This window comes from Mycobacterium conspicuum (genome assembly GCF_010730195.1).
GTDB classification, from domain to species: domain Bacteria; phylum Actinomycetota; class Actinomycetes; order Mycobacteriales; family Mycobacteriaceae; genus Mycobacterium; species Mycobacterium conspicuum.
Map to the genome: position 1 here is coordinate 2127537 of NZ_AP022613.1, position 16844 is coordinate 2144380.

15 protein-coding genes are annotated in these 16844 nt (G+C 70.1%); 13 read left to right on the forward strand and 2 right to left on the reverse strand.

Annotated elements, in window-relative coordinates:
- Positions 1 to 4: 4 nt before the first annotated feature.
- The 5 genes from G6N66_RS10350 to aroQ all read left to right on the forward strand — a co-directional run bounded on the left by G6N66_RS10350 (position 5) and on the right by aroQ (position 3716).
- A complete protein-coding gene (locus tag G6N66_RS10350) occupies positions 5 to 406 on the forward strand; it encodes a prepilin peptidase (RefSeq protein WP_232079267.1) in 402 nt (133 codons plus the stop codon).
- A gap of 82 nt (positions 407 to 488) precedes the next feature.
- Positions 489 to 1694, forward strand: a complete 1206-nt coding sequence (gene aroC / locus G6N66_RS10355) for a chorismate synthase (RefSeq protein WP_085232521.1) — start codon at positions 489 to 491, stop codon at positions 1692 to 1694.
- Positions 1694 to 2218, forward strand: coding sequence for a shikimate kinase (locus G6N66_RS10360; protein WP_085232522.1), 525 nt, complete (start codon positions 1694 to 1696; stop codon positions 2216 to 2218). The genes aroC and G6N66_RS10360 overlap by 1 nt, the downstream gene beginning before the upstream one ends.
- A complete protein-coding gene (aroB, locus tag G6N66_RS10365) occupies positions 2215 to 3294 on the forward strand; it encodes a 3-dehydroquinate synthase (protein WP_085232523.1) in 1080 nt (359 codons plus the stop codon). Before G6N66_RS10360 ends, aroB begins: the two co-directional genes overlap by 4 nt.
- A complete protein-coding gene (gene aroQ / locus G6N66_RS10370) occupies positions 3291 to 3716 on the forward strand; it encodes a type II 3-dehydroquinate dehydratase (protein WP_085232524.1) in 426 nt (141 codons plus the stop codon). The genes aroB and aroQ overlap by 4 nt, the downstream gene beginning before the upstream one ends.
- Here aroQ and G6N66_RS10375 read toward each other — a convergent pair.
- The gene (locus G6N66_RS10375) at positions 3713 to 4432 is read right to left on the reverse strand and encodes a B-4DMT family transporter (protein ID WP_179968267.1); all 720 of its coding nucleotides are present in this window, start codon (positions 4430 to 4432) and stop codon (positions 3713 to 3715) included. The genes aroQ and G6N66_RS10375 overlap by 4 nt on opposite strands.
- A 33-nt stretch (positions 4433 to 4465) precedes the next feature.
- Here G6N66_RS10375 and G6N66_RS10380 point away from each other — a divergent pair, with 33 nt between their 5' ends.
- Positions 4466 to 5557, forward strand: a complete 1092-nt coding sequence (locus tag G6N66_RS10380; protein ID WP_085232525.1) for a M24 family metallopeptidase — start codon at positions 4466 to 4468, stop codon at positions 5555 to 5557.
- 3 nt (positions 5558 to 5560) lie between these two features.
- On the opposite strand, the gene G6N66_RS30015 is transcribed toward G6N66_RS10380, so the two are convergent.
- Entirely contained in the window at positions 5561 to 7918 is a 2358-nt protein-coding gene (locus G6N66_RS30015; protein ID WP_085232526.1) for a PE family protein, read from the reverse strand.
- A gap of 410 nt (positions 7919 to 8328) precedes the next feature.
- Between G6N66_RS30015 and efp the strand changes: the two genes are divergently transcribed.
- From efp to G6N66_RS10430, 7 genes are all read left to right on the forward strand, one after another.
- Positions 8329 to 8892, forward strand: a complete 564-nt coding sequence (efp, locus tag G6N66_RS10400) for an elongation factor P (protein ID WP_085232527.1) — start codon at positions 8329 to 8331, stop codon at positions 8890 to 8892.
- 2 nt (positions 8893 to 8894) lie between these two features.
- Positions 8895 to 9374 (forward strand): transcription antitermination factor NusB, encoded by a 480-nt coding sequence (gene nusB / locus G6N66_RS10405; RefSeq protein ID WP_085232528.1) that lies wholly within the window; start codon positions 8895 to 8897, stop codon positions 9372 to 9374.
- Positions 9374 to 9760, forward strand: a complete 387-nt coding sequence (locus tag G6N66_RS10410; RefSeq protein WP_085232587.1) for an antitermination protein NusB — start codon at positions 9374 to 9376, stop codon at positions 9758 to 9760. Before nusB ends, G6N66_RS10410 begins: the two co-directional genes overlap by 1 nt.
- Before the next feature lie 198 nt (positions 9761 to 9958).
- Positions 9959 to 12796: an aminotransferase class I/II-fold pyridoxal phosphate-dependent enzyme gene (locus tag G6N66_RS10415; protein WP_085232529.1), complete on the forward strand. Its 2838-nt coding sequence runs from the start codon at positions 9959 to 9961 to the stop codon at positions 12794 to 12796.
- Between the two features lie 408 nt (positions 12797 to 13204).
- Positions 13205 to 13882, forward strand: coding sequence for a GntR family transcriptional regulator (locus G6N66_RS10420; RefSeq protein ID WP_232079489.1), 678 nt, complete (start codon positions 13205 to 13207; stop codon positions 13880 to 13882).
- Entirely contained in the window at positions 13879 to 14109 is a 231-nt protein-coding gene (locus G6N66_RS10425; protein WP_085232531.1) for a 4Fe-4S dicluster domain-containing protein, read from the forward strand. Before G6N66_RS10420 ends, G6N66_RS10425 begins: the two co-directional genes overlap by 4 nt.
- A complete protein-coding gene (locus G6N66_RS10430; protein WP_179968268.1) occupies positions 14109 to 16799 on the forward strand; it encodes a fumarate reductase/succinate dehydrogenase flavoprotein subunit in 2691 nt (896 codons plus the stop codon). The genes G6N66_RS10425 and G6N66_RS10430 overlap by 1 nt, the downstream gene beginning before the upstream one ends.
- Positions 16800 to 16844 lie beyond the last annotated feature (45 nt).

A 16844-nucleotide genomic window follows, 5' to 3' on the forward strand; every position in this document is an offset into this window, starting at 1 on the left:
GCGCGTGCTGGCCTGTGCCGCGTTGCTGTGGATGGTGCTGCTCAGCGCCTACGACATCCGGCAGCGACGGCTGCCCAACGCGCTCACGCTGCCCGCCGCGGCGGCGATTCTGCTGGCCGGTGGGCTGCCGGCGCTGGCCGGCGCGGCGGCGCTAGGTGCGGTGTATCTGCTGGTACACCTGGCGGCGCCGACGAGAATGGGAGCCGGCGACGTCAAGCTCGCGATCGGTCTCGGTGGGCTGGCCGGCTGTTTCGGTGTCGGCGCCTGGTTTCTCGCCGCGCTGGCCGCGCCACTGCTGACCGCGCTGTTCGCGCTGTTCCGTGGAATGCGCAGCGTGCCGCACGGCCCGTCGATGTGCCTGGCCACCGCGTTGGCCATCGGGCTGGCTACTGCTGCGCGAGCGTAACCACACTGTGAAAATCCGAGCCGAAACTCGCGGCCCGGTTACGCTCGCGGGCCAGCGGATTACGGCGTGGGAGAATATTCGGGTGTTGCGTTGGATCACTGCCGGGGAATCGCACGGCCGGGCGCTGGTGGCCGTCGTCGAGGGCATGGTCGCCGGCGTGCAGATCACGTCCACCGAGATCGCCGACCAGCTGGCCCGACGCCGCCTGGGCTACGGCCGCGGGGCGCGGATGAAATTCGAGCGCGACGCGGTCACCATGCTGTCCGGCGTCCGCCACGGGATCACGCTGGGCGGTCCCATCGCGATCGAGATCGGCAACACCGAGTGGCCGAAGTGGGAAACGGTGATGGCCGCCGACCCCGTCGACGCGGCCGAGTTGGCGGACTCGGCGCGCAACGAACCGCTGACCCGGCCTCGGCCCGGCCACGCCGACTACGCGGGCATGCTCAAGTACGGCTTCGACGACGCCCGCCCGGTGCTGGAGCGGGCCAGCGCCCGCGAGACCGCCGCCCGCGTCGCGGCCGGCACCGTCGCGCGCGCGTTCCTGCGTCAGGCGCTCGGCGTCGAGGTGCTCTCCCACGTCATCGCGATCGGCCCGTCGGCGCCCTACGACGGGCCCCCGCCGCGGGCCGAAGACCTGCCCGCGATCGACGACAGCCCGGTCCGCGCGTTCGACAAGGCGGCCGAGCAAGCCATGATCGCCGAGATCGAGGCGGCCAAGAAGGACGGCGACACCCTCGGCGGGGTGGTCGAGGTGGTGGCGCTGGGCCTGCCGGTCGGGCTGGGCTCGTTCACGAGCGGCGACAACCGGCTCGACAGCCAGCTGGCCGCGGCCGTGATGGGCATCCAGGCGATCAAGGGCGTGGAGATCGGGGACGGCTTCGAGACCGCGCGCCGCCGCGGCAGCGCCGCGCACGACGAGATGTATCCCGGTCCCGACGGGGTGATCCGCTCGACCAACCGGGCCGGCGGGCTGGAAGGCGGCATGACCAACGGCCAGGCGCTGCGGGTGCGCGCGGCGATGAAGCCGATCTCCACCGTGCCGCGGGCGCTGGCCACCGTCGACCTGGCCACCGGAGACGAGGCCGTCGCGATCCACCAGCGCTCCGACGTGTGCGCCGTGCCGGCCGCGGGCGTGGTGGTCGAAACCATGGTGGCGCTGGTGCTTGCGCGCGCGGCGCTGGAGAAGTTCGGCGGCGACTCGCTGACCGAAACCCGCCGCAACATCGAGGCCTACCGGCGTGCCGTCGCCGATCGGGAAGCGCCGGCCGCGCGGGGCACCGCCTGATGGCGCCCAAGGCGGTACTGGTCGGCTTGCCGGGCTCGGGCAAGTCCACGATCGGGCGGCGACTGGCCAAGGCGCTCGGGGTCGATCTGCTCGACACCGACGTGGCCATCGAGCAGCGGACCGGCCGAACCATTGCCGACATCTTCGCCGCCGACGGGGAGCAGGAATTCCGGCGCATCGAGGAGGCCGTCGTGCGCGCCGCGCTCGCCGAGCACGACGGCGTGCTGTCGCTCGGCGGCGGCGCCGTCACCACCCCGGGTGTCCGCGAGGCGCTGGCCGGGCACACGGTCATCTATCTGGAGATCAACGCCAACGAGGGCGTGCGGCGCACCGGCGGCAACACCGTGCGGCCGCTGCTGGCCGGCCCGGACCGGGCCGCGAAATATCGCGCGTTGATGGCCGACCGGGCTCCGTTGTATCGGCGCGTCGCCACCATGCGGGTCGACACCAACCGCCGCAATCCCGGCGCGGTGGTCCGCTACATCGTGTCTCGGCTGCAGGCGCCGGCACAGGCCGCCCAATGAGCGCACCCGTCACCGTGCAGGTGGCCGTCGACCCGCCGTACCCGGTGATCATCGGGCACGACCTGTCCGACGAGGTGGACCGACTGCTGACCGGCCGGCACAAGGTCGCGATCCTGCATCAACCGGTGCTCGCCGAAACCGCGGAGGCGATCCGAAAGCACCTGTCCGGCAAGGGAGTTGAAGCACACCGCATCGAAATCCCGGACGCCGAGGCCGGCAAGGACCTGCCCGTCGTCGGATTTATCTGGGAAGTGTTGGGCCGCATCGGAATTGGCCGCAAGGATGCCCTGGTCAGCCTCGGCGGCGGCGCCGCCACCGACGTCGCCGGGTTTGCCGCGGCAACCTGGCTGCGCGGCGTCTCGATCGTGCACGTGCCCACCACGCTGCTCGCCATGGTCGACGCGGCCGTCGGCGGCAAGACCGGCATCAACACCGAGGCCGGCAAGAACCTCGTCGGCGCGTTTCACCAGCCGCTCGCCGTGGTGGCCGATCTGGTGACGCTGGAAACGTTGCCGCACAACGAGATCGTGGCCGGGATGGCCGAGGTGGTCAAGGCCGGGTTCATCGCGGACCCGGTGATCCTCGATCTGATCGAGGCCGACCCGCAGGCCGCCCTGGACCCGAAGGGCGACGTGTTGGCCGAGCTGATCGTGCGGGCGGTCAAGGTCAAGGCCGAAGTCGTCGCCGCCGACGAGAAGGAATCCGAACTGCGCGAAATCCTCAACTACGGGCACACTTTGGGGCACGCGATCGAGCGCCGGGAGCGCTACCAGTGGCGGCACGGCGCCGCCGTGTCGGTGGGCCTGGTGTTCGCCGCCGAGCTGGCCAGGCTCGCCGGGCGCCTCGACGACGCGACCGCGTTGCGGCACCGCACCATCCTGGAGTCGATCGGCCTGCCGGTCAGCTACGACGCGGACGCGTTCCCGCAATTGCTGGAATACATGGGCGGCGACAAGAAGACTCGCGCCGGCGTGCTTCGGTTCGTCGTCCTCGACGGGCTGGGCAAGCCCGGCCGGCTGGCGGGACCGGACCCGACGCTGCTGGCGGCCGCGTATAGCGAAGTGGGTGCGTCATGACGGTGCACGTCATCAACGGCCCGAACCTGGGGCGCCTCGGCAAGCGCGAGCCGGATGTCTACGGCAGCACCACGCACGACGAGCTGGCCGCGCTGATCGAACGCGAAGCCACCGAGCTCGGGCTGAAAGCGGTTGTGCGACAAAGCGATAGCGAGGCCGAACTGCTGGACTGGATCCACCAGGCCGCCGACGCGGGCGAACCGGTGATCCTGAACGCGGGCGCCTTCACCCACTCGTCGGTGGCGTTGCGCGACGCCTGCGCCGAACTGAGCGCCCCCTTGATCGAAGTGCACATCTCCAATGTGCATGCGCGCGAAGAGTTTCGGCGCCATTCCTACCTCAGCCCAGTCGCGACCGGTGTGATCGTCGGGCTGGGGGTGCAGGGCTATCTGCTCGCCCTGCGCTACCTGGCTAGCGGCTAATCGTCTTTCTCGGTGTCACGAGTGCGGATCACCTCGGTCTTGTCCTCGCTGCCCGACGAGCCCCAGGACCCGGTGGGCAGGTTGAACGATTCGGTGGGCGCCTCGCTGCCGCTGGTGGCGATCGTTTCGGTCGGCGCCTCACGCTCGGCGCCACGATCGGCCACAGCCACGGCCGAGCGCTGCTCGGTCTGCGCCGCGGCCGGGATCTCGCCGGTCGGGGAGTCATCGCTACGAACGGCGGAGAACACGTCGGTGTCGGCACCGCGTTCGTCGGCTTGACGCTCGGCGACCGGGGGACCGTTGCGGTCCACCCGCCACCGGCCGAGGGCCACGCCGATGATGCCGGGCAGGAACACGATGAGCGCGGTGAACGCCGCGAACGTGGTCACCTCGTTGAGCAGCCCGCCGGTGTAGATCGCGGTGTAGAACAGGGCGATCAGCCAGGACACCAAGCCGCTGAGGATCCCGGCGACCAGGCCGGCCAGCAGCCACGTCATCGCCAGATCGGCGCGGCGGTCCGGGTCCGGATTCGCGGTGGCGTCCGCGCGGCCGTCCCTGACTCCCCAGAAGGCAACCCCGATGACGAAGAGCAGCAGCAGCACAATGCTGATCAATCCGGACTGCGTCTGCCAGGCGTTGATCATCGCCCCTTGGACCAATCGGAGCACCACCATCGCACCGGCGAAGACCAATCCGCGCAGCATCCAGTCCCTCATGGAGTCTCAGCGTAGCGAGTAGCGTCAAGACCCGTGACACATTCCCAGCGTCGACACAACCTCAAATCGGCAATCGCGGCCACCGGGCTGGACGCGATGCTGGTCACGGACCTGATCAACGTGCGCTATCTGTCGGGTTTCACCGGCTCCAACGGCGCGTTGCTGGTCTATGCCGACGATCGCGAGCCGGTGCTGGCCACCGATGGCCGGTACCGCACGCAGGCCGCGCAGCAGGCGCCCGGGCTCGAGGTCGTCATCGAACGGGCCGTCGGGCGGTCGTTGGCCGGTCGCGCGGCCGGCGACGGCGTGGGCAGGCTGGGTTTCGAGAGTCATGTGGTGACGGTGGATGGCTACGACGCGCTGAAAGACGCGATCGGCTCGGCGGAGTTGGTGCGTGCCTCCGGGACCGTGGAGGCGCTGCGCGAGGTCAAGGACGCCGGTGAGCTGGCCTTGCTGCGGTTGGCCTGCGAGGCGGCCGACGCCGCGCTGGGCGACCTGGTCGATCGTGGTGGTCTGCGGCCGGGCCGGACGGAAAAGGAGGTGGCCCGCGAGCTGGAGTCGCTGATGCTCGACCACGGCGCCGACGCCATCTCCTTCGAGACCATCGTGGCCGCCGGCCCGAATTCTGCGATCCCGCACCACCGGCCCACCGACGCGGTGCTGGCGGCGGGCGATTTCGTCAAGATCGACTTCGGGGCGCTGGTCGCCGGCTATCACTCCGACATGACCCGCACCTTCGTGCTGGGCAAGGCCGCCGACTGGCAGCTGGAGATCTATCAGCTGGTCGCCGACGCGCAGCGGGCCGGTCGGGAGGCGCTGCATCCGGGCGCCGAGTTGCGCGACGTGGACGGGGCCGCGCGCAAGCTGATCGCCGACGCGGGTTACGCGGAAAACTTCGGCCACGGCCTGGGACACGGCGTCGGCCTGGAGATTCATGAGGCGCCGGGCATCGGGGCAACGTCCTCCGGCACGTTGCTGGCCGGTTCGGTGGTGACCGTGGAGCCGGGGGTCTATCTGCCCGAGCGTGGCGGCGTGCGCATCGAGGACACCCTGGTGGTGGCCGCCGAAGGGCACGCCCCGGAGTTGTTGACGCGGTTTCCCAAGGAACTGATGACCCTGGTGTAGCCGCTACGGGGAGCCCTCGCCGCCGCTGCCGGCGGCGCCGCCGCTTCCGCCGACGCCGGGGGTGCTGCCGGCGGGGGGGTTGCCTGGGAGTCCCGCACCGCCGCCGGTGCCGTCGGTTCCGGGGTCGCCGGAAGAGCCAACGCCCCCGCTGCCACCGGTTCCGCCCGTGCCCCCGGTGCCGCCGTGTCCACCGTTGACGTTGCCGTCGCCTCCATCGCCACCAACGCCGCCGTATCCACCAGTCCCGCCGGTGCCGCCGGTGCCCAGCGCGCTGGAACCGCCGGCGCCACCTACGCCGCCGTGGCCGCCCTGTGCGCCGTGGCCGCCGGTGGGGCTGTTGAACAACAGGCCGTTGGCGCCGGTCCCACCGCCCCCGCCGTCGCCGCCTCGGCCGCCGCCACCGCCGGAGTCGGTGTTGGGCGAGTTGCCGCCATCCCCTCCGGCACCGCCGTGGCCGCCGAGACCCGCGGACCCTCCCGTGCCGGCGGTGCCGCCGCCGCGCCCGCCGATGCCACCCGCGCCGCCGGTGCCGCCGACGCCGCCATCTCCGCCGTCGCCGGCACGGATGCCGTTATCGGCACCGCCGGCGCCGCCGCTGCCGCCGGTGCCGCCCACCCCGCCCTGGCCGCCGTGGCCGTTCTTCGCGTCGGCGAAGCCGAAGCCGCCGGCTCCGCCTTGTCCGCCGGCTCCCCCGGGGCCTCCGCTGCCGCCGTCTACGCCGATCGGGCCGTCGACACCGGCGGCACCTTGGCCGCCGGAGCCGCCGGTACCCCCCGTCCCGCCGGTGTGGCCGGGGATCAAGGTCGCGCCGCCGGATCCGCCCGATCCGCCGAAGCCGCCCGTGCCCGGCTGCGCTGCGTTCGGAGCGCCGACGGTGCCGCCGGTGCCGGCGACACCGGCCGCACCGCTGGTCCCGCCATCACCGCCGGTGCCACCCTTCCCGGCGTGACCGCCGTGGTCGCCTCCGCCCGCGCCCCCGGCGCCGCCGGCGCCGCCCCAGCCGCCGTCGCCGCCACCACCGTTGGTTGCGCCTGCGACCGCGTTGCCCCCCACACCGCCGGGCGCGCCGTCGCCGCCTCGGCCACCGTGGCCCCCTGGGCTGCCGGCGTAGCCGTCGCCGCCGTCGCCGCCGAAGCCCCCGGAGCCGCCGACCCCGCCGGCCCCGGCGACGTCACCGCTGGTTGTGGTGGCGCCGCCTTGGCCGCCGACCCCGCCATCGCCCCCGTCGCCGCCCATTCCCGCAGTGCCGCCTCTGCCGCCGTGGCCGACGTCGCCGCCGTGGCCCCCGGCGCCGCCCCAACCGCCGTACGCGCCGGAGGTGGCGTTGTTGGTGCCGTCATCGGCGGAGCCGACGCCGCCGGCGCCGCCATTTCCACCGTGGCCGCCGTTGCCGCCGCTCCCGTTCGTCCCGAGCGGTCCGGCCCTGCCGCCGTTGCCGCCGTCCCCGGCGTAGCCGCCGTCTCCGCCCGCGTTGGGCGCCGAGTTGCTGGCTCCTGCTACGGCGCCGTTGCCGCCAGCGCCGCCGTCCCCGCCGTGACCCGCGTGCCCCAACAATCCGTAGACGGCGCTGTTACCGCCGGTCCCGCCGGTGCCGCCCAGGCCGCCGACGCCGGCGTTCCCGCCGCGCCCTCCGTCGCCGCCGTTCCCGCCGTGCCCGAACATCAGCTGCCTATTGGTCCCGCCGTCTCCGCCGGCCCCACCGGGGCCGCCCTGAAAGCCCGGCTTGGCGTCCAGGCCCGTACCGCCCGCGCCGCCGTTACCGCCGCCTCCACCGCCCAGGAGGCCGCCGGCCCCGCCGTTCCCGCCGTGGTTATCGGGGTTCCAGTAGCCAGAGCCTTCCGCATTTCCCCCGGGCCCACCATTTCCGCCGTGGCCAAACAGTCCGGCAGACCCACCGTTGCCTCCCGCGCCGCCCACTGCACCGGAGCCACCGTTTCCGCCGTTGCCCCACAGCCAGCCGCCGTCGCCCCCGTTTTGTCCCGTGCCCGGCGCCCCGTCGGCCCCATTGCCCACCAGCGGACGACCGGTCTGCGCCTTCACCGGAGAGAACACCGCAAGAGACTGCAAAGACGATGCGCTGGCCGCCTCGCCGGACGCGTACGCGCCGGCACCCGTGTGCAACGCCTGCACAAAGCGGTCGTGAAAGAGCGCCGTACGAGCGCTGAGCGCCGCAAAGTCCTGGGCATAGGCCCCGAACAGCCTGGCTATCGCCGCGGACACTTCATCCCGGCCCGCGGCAAGCAGCTGGGTCGTCGAACCCGCGGCCGCCGTGTGGGCCGATCTGATGGTGGATCCGATTTCGGCCAGGTCCGCCGACGCCGCCGCCACCGCGTCCGGCGCCGCGATCACGTACGAGGACATGTTGCTCCCTCTCAGGTTCCGCTGTGCACGAGGGGAATCGTCACCCGTGTCGGGTGCGACGATCTCAGTAGTGCGCTACTGCACTTTCGCCCGGCCGCATGACCGCCAAATCCGTTGCCGCTGCGGCCATCACGCCTGGATCAACGCTGACGAATGGCATCTCGCACCTCTTGGGGATGTTGGCCTCAACGGCATCCTTGGCCGGCGGCCGCGCGGAGGCGACAGTAGTCGGCTAAGTAATGCCCGCGGGCAGCCGTTGGGCCTGACGATCCGGGCGCCGGGCCCGGGTAAACTCCAGCGGGTGCCCGCCGTCGCAGGCAGGAATCGACAGTCGTCGGCACTTGTTCGCCGCGACGGCGGCAAAGAACCAACCACGCTAGTTAACCGGCGATCCTGTAGGAGACTCGACTGTGGCAACCACTGCTGACTTCAAGAACGGCCTCGTCCTGGAAATCGACGGACAGCTGTGGACCATCACCGAGTTCCAGCACGTCAAGCCCGGTAAGGGCCCGGCGTTCGTGCGCACCAAGCTGAAGAACGTGCTCTCGGGCAAGGTCGTCGACAAGACCTACAACGCCGGGGTGAAGGTGGAGACCGCCACCGTCGACCGGCGCGACACCACCTACCTGTACCGCGACGGCACCGACTTCGTGTTCATGGACAGCGAGGACTACGAGCAGCATCATCTGCCCGAGTCGCTGGTCGGCGACGCGGCGAACTACCTGTTGGAGAGCATGCCGGTGCAGGTGGCGTTCCACAACGGTTCGCCGCTGTACCTCGAACTGCCGGTCACCGTCGAACTTGAGGTCACCCACACCGAGCCGGGCCTGCAGGGCGACCGGTCCAGCGCGGGCACCAAGCCCGCCACCCTGGAGACCGGCGCGCAGATCCAGGTGCCGCTGTTCATCAACACCGGCGACAAGCTCAAGGTCGACTCGCGCGACGGCAGCTACCTGGGGCGAGTCAACGCCTGACCATGCCCGACGAAAAGCAGGCCAAGCCGGTTAAGGGGCGCCATCAGGCCCGCAAGCGCGCCGTCGACCTGCTCTTCGAAGCCGAGGCCCGCGGCCTCAGCCCGGTCGAGGTGGTCGACGTCCGCACCGCGTTGGCGCAGGCCAAGCCCGAGGTCGCGGCGCTGCATCCCTACACCGTCGCGGTTGCCCGCGGGGTCGCCGAGCACGCCGCGCACATCGACGACATGATCACCTCGCACCTGCAGGGGTGGACGCTGGACCGGCTGCCCGCGGTGGACCGCGCCGTGTTGAGGGTCGCGGTGTGGGAACTGCTGTACGCCGACGACGTGCCCGAGCCGGTCGCCGTCGACGAGGCCGTGGAGCTGGCCAAGGAACTGTCCACCGACGAATCGCCGAGCTTCATCAACGGCGTGCTGGGCCAGGTCATGCTGGTGACGCCGCAAATCCGCGCCGCCGCCCGGGCCCTCCGGGAGGGCGCCTGATCAGCCGCCTGGAACTCCGTCTCGCCATCGCCGCCCTGCTGGCGGGCGCGGTGGTGGTCGGGGCGGTCGTGTGCGCGGCCTATGGGTGGACGATCGTCGCCTCGGCGATGTCGATCTTCGCGCTGGGTGTCGGGGCGTGGCTGTATCACTGCATCGAACGCGTGGTGGTGGCGAATCGGATCAGCACGGTTCGAACGGCGGCCAAGCCGCTGCAGCCGCTGCTACCGGTGATCGCCGCGCTCATGGGTTTGACCCAGGGCGTGGTGCGTTCGCTGGCCGATGTCACCGAGTTGCCCGCGCGGCGCTGGGAGCTTCCGGTCTTGCGGTGGGTGCATAGCACGCGCGACGAGGGCCGCCTCGTCGAAGGCGACGACGTGGATGATTGATCGGCCGATCCGATCACCCGGGTAAGTAAAGTGCCGCGCGGGCGCGGCAAGCGGGACACAATGGTTGCTGTCCCATGATGGAAACCCGGTACCGCATCACAGCTGCCGCGACAAACCGCGCCTGCGGACGACTGGTCCCCGGTAACTATTTGCGTCCCGCGCGCGATACTTACGAATGCACCAAGGACAGGTGACGACATGAATCGAAACGGTGGTCGCCCGCGACAACTACGCGTGTCCGCGCTGGCGGCCGTGGCCAACCCGTCGTACACGCGCATCGACACGTGGAACCTGCTCGACGACGCCTGCCGGCAGCTCGCCGAGGTCGACCTCGCCGGGCAGGACAAGACGCACGAGCTGGCCCGGGTCAAGCGACTGATGGACCGCATCGGCGCCTACGAGCGGTACTGGCTGTACCCCGGTGCCGAGAACCTGGCGACCTTCCGCGCTCACCTGGAAAGCCTGTCCACGGTGCGGCTGTCCGAAGAGGTGTCGTTGGCGGTGCGGCTGCTGAGCGAATATGGCGACCGCGCAGGGCTTTTCGACACCTCCGCGCCGTTGGCGGAGCAGGAGTTGGTGGCGCGGGCCAAACAGCAGCAGTTCTACACCGTGTTGTTGGCGGACGACGCCCCGGTCACCGCGCCGGAAAGTCTGGCCGAGTGCCTGCGCGCGCTGCACGACCCCGCCGACGACGTGCAGTTTGAGCTCCTCGTCGTGTCCAGCGTCGAGGACGCCATCACCGCGGTCGCGTTGAACGGCGAGATCCAGGCGGCCATCATTCGCGACGACCTGTGCCTGCGGTCGCGCGACCGGGTGCCGCTGATGAATACGCTGTTGGGGCCCAACGAGACCGGCGAAGTCAGCTCCACCGCGGCCGCGTGCTGGGTGGAGTGCGGCGAGTGGATCAGGGAGTTGCGGCCGCATATCGACCTGTATCTGCTCACCGACGAGTCGATCGCGGCGGGCAACGACGAAGGGCCCGACGTCTACGACCGCACGTTCTACCGGCTCAACGACGTCACCGACCTGCACAGCACGGTGATCTCGGGTCTGCGAAACCGTTTCGCCACACCGTTTTTCGATGCGCTGCGCGCCTACGCGGCGGCGCCGGTGGGCCAATTCCACGCGCTTCCCGTCGCGCGCGGCGCCAGCATCTTCAACTCGAAGTCGTTGCAGGACATGGGGGAGTTCTACGGCCGCAACATCTTTATGGCCGAGACCTCGACCACCTCGGGTGGCCTGGACTCGCTGCTGGATCCGCACGGCAACATCAAAAAGGCGATGGATAAGGCCGCACGCACCTGGAACTCCGACCACACCTACTTCGTCACCAACGGAACGTCGACCGCCAACAAGATCGTCGTGCAGTCGCTGACCCGACCCGGCGACATCGTGCTCATCGACCGCAACTGCCACAAGTCGCACCACTACGGGCTGGTGCTGGCCGGCGCGTATCCGCTCTACCTGGAGTCGTATGCGTTGCCGCAGTTCGCGATCTACGGCTCGGTGCCGCTGCGCACCATCAAAAAGGCGCTGCTGGACCTGGAGGAGGCCGGGCAGCTGCACCGGGTCCGCATGCTGCTGCTGACCAACTGCATCTTCGACGGCGTCGTCTACAACCCACGGCGCGTCATGGAGGAGGTGCTCGCGATCAAGCCGGACATCTGCTTCCTGTGGGACGAGGCGTGGTACGCGTTCGCCACCGCCGTGCCGTGGGCGCGGCAACGGACCGCGATGATCTCGGCGGATCGCCTCGAGCAGATGTTGGCGTCGCCGGAATACGCTGAGGAATACCGGGATTGGGCCGCGTCGATGGAGGGGATCCCGCGATCGGAGTGGGCCGATCACCGGCTGCTGCCCGATCCGGCTCAGGCGCGCGTGCGGGTGTACGCGACGCACTCGACGCACAAGTCGCTGTCGGCGTTTCGGCAGGCGTCGATGATTCACGTGCGCGACCAGGATTTCAATTCGCGCGCCCGCGACGCGTTCGGTGAGGCATTCTTGACGCACACCTCGACGTCGCCGAACCAGCAACTGCTCGCCTCGCTGGACCTGGCCCGCCGGCAGGTCGACATGGAGGGTTTTCAGCTGGTCCGGCAGGTCTATGACATGGCGCTGGTGTTCCGGGGCCGGGTTCGCAAGGACCGGCTGATCAGCAATTGGTTCCGCATCCTCGACGAATCCGACTTGGTGCCCGAGGAGTTCCGGGCCTCGGCGGTCAGCTCGTACCGGCAGGTCAAGCAGGGCGCCTTGGCGGAGTGGAACGAGGCCTGGCGTTCCGATCAGTTCGTGCTGGACCCCACGCGGGTCACCCTGTTCATCGGCGACACCGGGATGAACGGCTTCGACTTCCGCGAGAAGATCCTGATGGACCGCTTCGGCATCCAGATCAACAAGACGTCGATCAACAGCGTGCTGTTGATCTTCACAATCGGCGTCACCTGGTCGAGCGTGCACCATCTGCTCGACGTGCTGCGCCGGGTGGCCAGCGATCTGGATCGGGAGCAGCAGGAGGCCAGTGCGGCCGACTGGGCCCTGCACAAGCGCCGCGTCGAGGAGATCACCGAGGACCTGCCGCACCTGCCCGACTTCAGCGAGTTCGACATCGCCTTCCGGCCGGTGGACGCCTGCTCGTTCGGCGACATGCGGGCGGCGTTTTACGCCGGGTACGAGGAAGCCGACCGCGAGTACGTGCTGATCGGCACGGCCGGCCGGCGGCTCGCCGAGGGCAAGCGGCTGGTGTCCACCACGTTCGTGGTGCCCTACCCGCCCGGTTTCCCGGTGCTGGTCCCGGGGCAGGTGGTCTCCAAGGAGATCGTCTACTTCCTGGCCCAGCTGGACGTCAAGGAGATCCACGGCTACAACCGTGATCTCGGGTTGTCGGTGTTTACCCAGGAAGCCCTGGCCCGCATGGAGGCTCAGCGGAATGCGGCCACGGCCGCGGTGGGTGCCGCGGTGCCCGTTTTCGAAATCTCGTCCGACGCTTCGGCGCGAAACGGCGACAGCGCCGTGCGAGCGGCGGCCAGAGAGGCCTGAACCCGGTCGCCACATCAACCACAGGTGTCGCGTAAGTCCTTTTGCGCCAATCGATTTGGTGCCGGAATTTGACGGCCGCGGCCTGAGCGCCCCTTCCACAACCTGCAGGTCCGCAACCACCCGAGGAACGCGTGACGGCCGCATGACCACGTGCGCGGCCCGGATTCGACTCACCGGGATTGGAAAGCGCCGCCGCGCGCCCGGGTGGCGCAATCGCCCGGCGGGCGTGCGTTTTCGCTGGTCGCCGGCGAAGCGCCGGCGGCGCAAAAGCCCGATGACGCCCGTCGCGGGGCCGTCCGCCTGCCGGATTAGCGCGTTAGGACGCGTTAGCGTGACGACGTGGCCCCCAGGACTGAAGCCGTAACGATCACGGGTCCCCGCGCCGATCGTGCGCGCCGTGTCGCCGACGTGTTGCGACAACAGATCCACGCCGGCGCCTACGCCGGTGGGCTGCCGTCGGAAAGCGAGTTGGCAGCCGAATTCTTCGTATCCCGCAACAGCATTCGTGAGGCGCTCACCGCCCTGAAGAACGAGGGCCTGATCGAGCGCGGCCCCAAAATCGGCACCCACGTCGCGCAGCGTAAGTACGACCACGGGCTCGACGCGCTGCTGGGGCTGAAGGAAACCTTCAAAAACCTCGGCGAGGTCCGCAACGAGGTGCGCGCCGCCATGCCGGTGGCCGCGCCGCCGTCGGTGGCCAGTCGGCTGCGGCTGCAGCCCGGCGAGTCGGCGATCTTCATCGAGCGGCTGCGCTACCTCGGCAACCTGCCGTTGAGCCTCGACGTGACCTACCTGGCGCCCGATGTCGGGGCCGAGATCCTGCACCAGCCGCTGGAAACCAACGACCTGTTCGCGCTGATCGAACAGGTCAGTGGCCAGCGGCTGGGCTCGGCAGCGCTGGCGCTGGAAGCCATCTCCGCCGACGCGCACTCGGCGGCGACGCTGCAGGTTGCCGACGGGGCGGCGCTGCTCATGCTGGAGCGGCTCACCAGCCTCGACGACGGCAGACCCGTTGACCTGGAATACATCCGCATACGTGGCGATCGAATCACGATGCGCGGCAACATGTTTAGGAGCAAAGAGTGACGCTGGTCAACAATGGCCGTGCCGACGTGCCGGTCACCATCGACGAGTCGCTGTGCATCGACGGCTGCACGCTCTGCGTCGAGATTTGTCCGCTGGACTCGCTGGCCATCAACCCCGACACCGGCAAAGCGTTCATGCATGTCGACGAATGCTGGTATTGCGGGCCGTGCGCCGCACGCTGCCCGACGGGCGCCGTCACCGTCAACATGCCGTATCTCCTCCGGTGATGCGGATCCCCGACCTCACCCCGGTCCGTCTCGATTGCGACGTGCTGGTCATCGGCGGCGGCACCGCCGGCACCATGGCCGCACTGTCGGCCGCCGAGCACGGCGCCCACGTGCTGCTGCTGGAGAAGGCACACGTGCGGCACTCCGGCGCGCTGGCCATGGGCATGGACGGGGTGAACAACGCCGTCATCCCGGGCAAGGCCGAACCCGAGGACTACGTCGCCGAGATTACCCGCGCCAACGACGGAATCGTCAACCAGCGCACCGTGTATCAGACCGCCACCCGCGGGTTCGCCATGGTGCAGCGGCTGGAGCGCTACGGCGTGAAATTCGAGAAGGACGAGCACGGCGAGTACGCGGTGCGCCGGGTGCACCGATCGGGCTCCTACGTGCTGCCCATGCCGGAGGGCAAGGACGTCAAGAAGGCGCTCTACCGGGTGCTGCGACAACGCTCGATGCGGGAGAAGATCCGCATCGAGAACCGGCTGATGCCGGTGCGGGTGCTCACCTCGGACGGCCGCGCGGTCGGCGCCGCGGCGCTGAACTCGCGCACCGGCGAGTTCGTCGCCGTCGGCGCCAAGGCGGTGATCCTGGCGACGGGCGCGTGCGGGCGACTCGGGTTGCCCGCGTCGGGCTACCTGTACGGCACCTACGAAAACCCCACCAACGCCGGCGACGGCTATTCGATGGCCTATCACGCGGGTGCGGAACTGTCCGGCATCGAGTGCTTCCAGGTCAATCCGCTGATCAAGGACTACAACGGCCCGGCGTGCGCGTATGTGGCCAACCCGTTCGGCGGCTACCAGGTCAACGCGCACGGTGAACGGTTCGTCGACTCCGACTACTGGTCCGGCCAGATGATGGCCGAGGTCAAAACCGAGATCGACTCCGCCCGCGGACCCATCTACCTCAAGGTGTCGCACCTGCCGGACGAGACGCTGACCGCGCTGGAAAACATCCTGCACACCACCGAACGACCCACCCGCGGTACCTTCCACGCCAACCGGGGCCACGACTACCGCACCCACGACGTCGAGATGCACATCTCCGAAATCGGTTTGTGCAGTGGCCATTCCGCCTCGGGTGTCTGGGTCGACGAGCACGCCCGCACCACGGTGCCGGGACTGTATGCCGCCGGCGACCTGGCCTGCGTTCCGCACAACTACATGATCGGGGCCTTCGTGTTCGGCGACCTGGCCGGCACGCACGCCGCCTCCACCCGCGCCGAAGTGCCCGCGCCCCAACAACTTCCGGCGGACCAGTTGCACGCGGCGCACGAGCTGATCTACCGGCCGCTGCGGCACCCCGATGGGCCGCCGCAGCCCCAAGTCGAATACAAGCTGCGCCGCTTCGTCAACGACTATGTGGCGCCGCCGAAGACGGCCGCCAAGCTGTCGATCGCGGTGCGCACCTTCGACCGGATGAGCCGCGAGATCGCCGAAATGGGCGCCCGCACCCCGCACGAGTTGATGCGGGCGGTGGAGGTGTCGTTCATTCGGGACTGCGCCGAGATGGCCGCCCGGTCCTCGCTCACCCGCACCGAATCGCGCTGGGGCCTCTACCACGACCGCGCCGACCTCCCCGGCCGCGACGACAACGAGTGGGGCTATCACCTCAACCTGCGCAAAGACGCCGACGGGCAGATGGTGTTCCTCAAGCGCCCGGTGGCCCCGTATTTCATCTCGGTTCCCGGCCTGGACGGTCTGCCGCCGACGGATCAGACCGTGCAGCGGGTGCAGCAGCCGCCCCTGGTCGGCGGGCAGGCGCCCGCCACCGACAGGTCCCGAATCGCGCCGGCGGCCACGGCCTTCGACCCGCCGTCGCCGCGCATCGCCGAGGTCCTCGCCCTCGACGAGCCGACGATCGACGACCTGCGGCCCTACCTGGCCGATCCCGACGCCGGGGTGCGACGAACCGCGGTGGCCACCCTCACCGAGCACACCCCGGACGGCTACGCGCCCGCGCTGTTCGGTGCGCTGGACGACACCGACGCGTCGGTGCGCCGCACCGGCGCCGACGGAATCCGCGAGCTGGTCGAGGTGCTGCCCGACCCGGCGGCCGCCCAGGCCTATCTGGGATCGGACGACAGGATCGTGCGTGCGGCCGCCGTCTATCTGCTCGCCGCGCGCCGCGTCGGCGACGTCGACCAATACCGCGGCGCGCTCACCGATCCCGACCACCGGGTGCGCATCGAGGCGGTGCGCGCGCTGGTATCGGTCGACGACGTCGACGGGGTCGTCGAAGCCACCGGCGACGAGAACCGGGAGGTGCGCATCGCGGCGGCCGCGGGTCTGGCCACCCTACGTGCCGGCGCCGCTGCGGTCAGCGCGCTGGTCACCGATCCCGATCCGCTGGTGCGCGCGGCGGCACTGGGCGCGCTGGCCGAATTGGGTTGCGGCGAAGACAATCTCGCCGCCGTGAAGCAGGCATTGACGGCGCCGGCGTGGCAGATCCGTCAGGGCGCCGTGCGCGCGTTGTCGGGCGCCGAGGCCGAACTCGCGATTCCGGGGCTGACCGACGCGCTGTCCGACGCGCATCTCGACGTGCGCAAGTCGGCGGTACTGAGCCTCACCCGGTGGGCCGGCGAACACGCGGCCCGCGACGCGCTGCGGATCGCGCTCAAGGACAGCGACGCCGACGTGCGGGCCTACGCCCGGCGCGCGCTGGACAGCGTGTCGAGCGTGCACTGACGGCATCGAGACTGCGCTCAGTGCTAAATCGAGCGCCAGCATCGC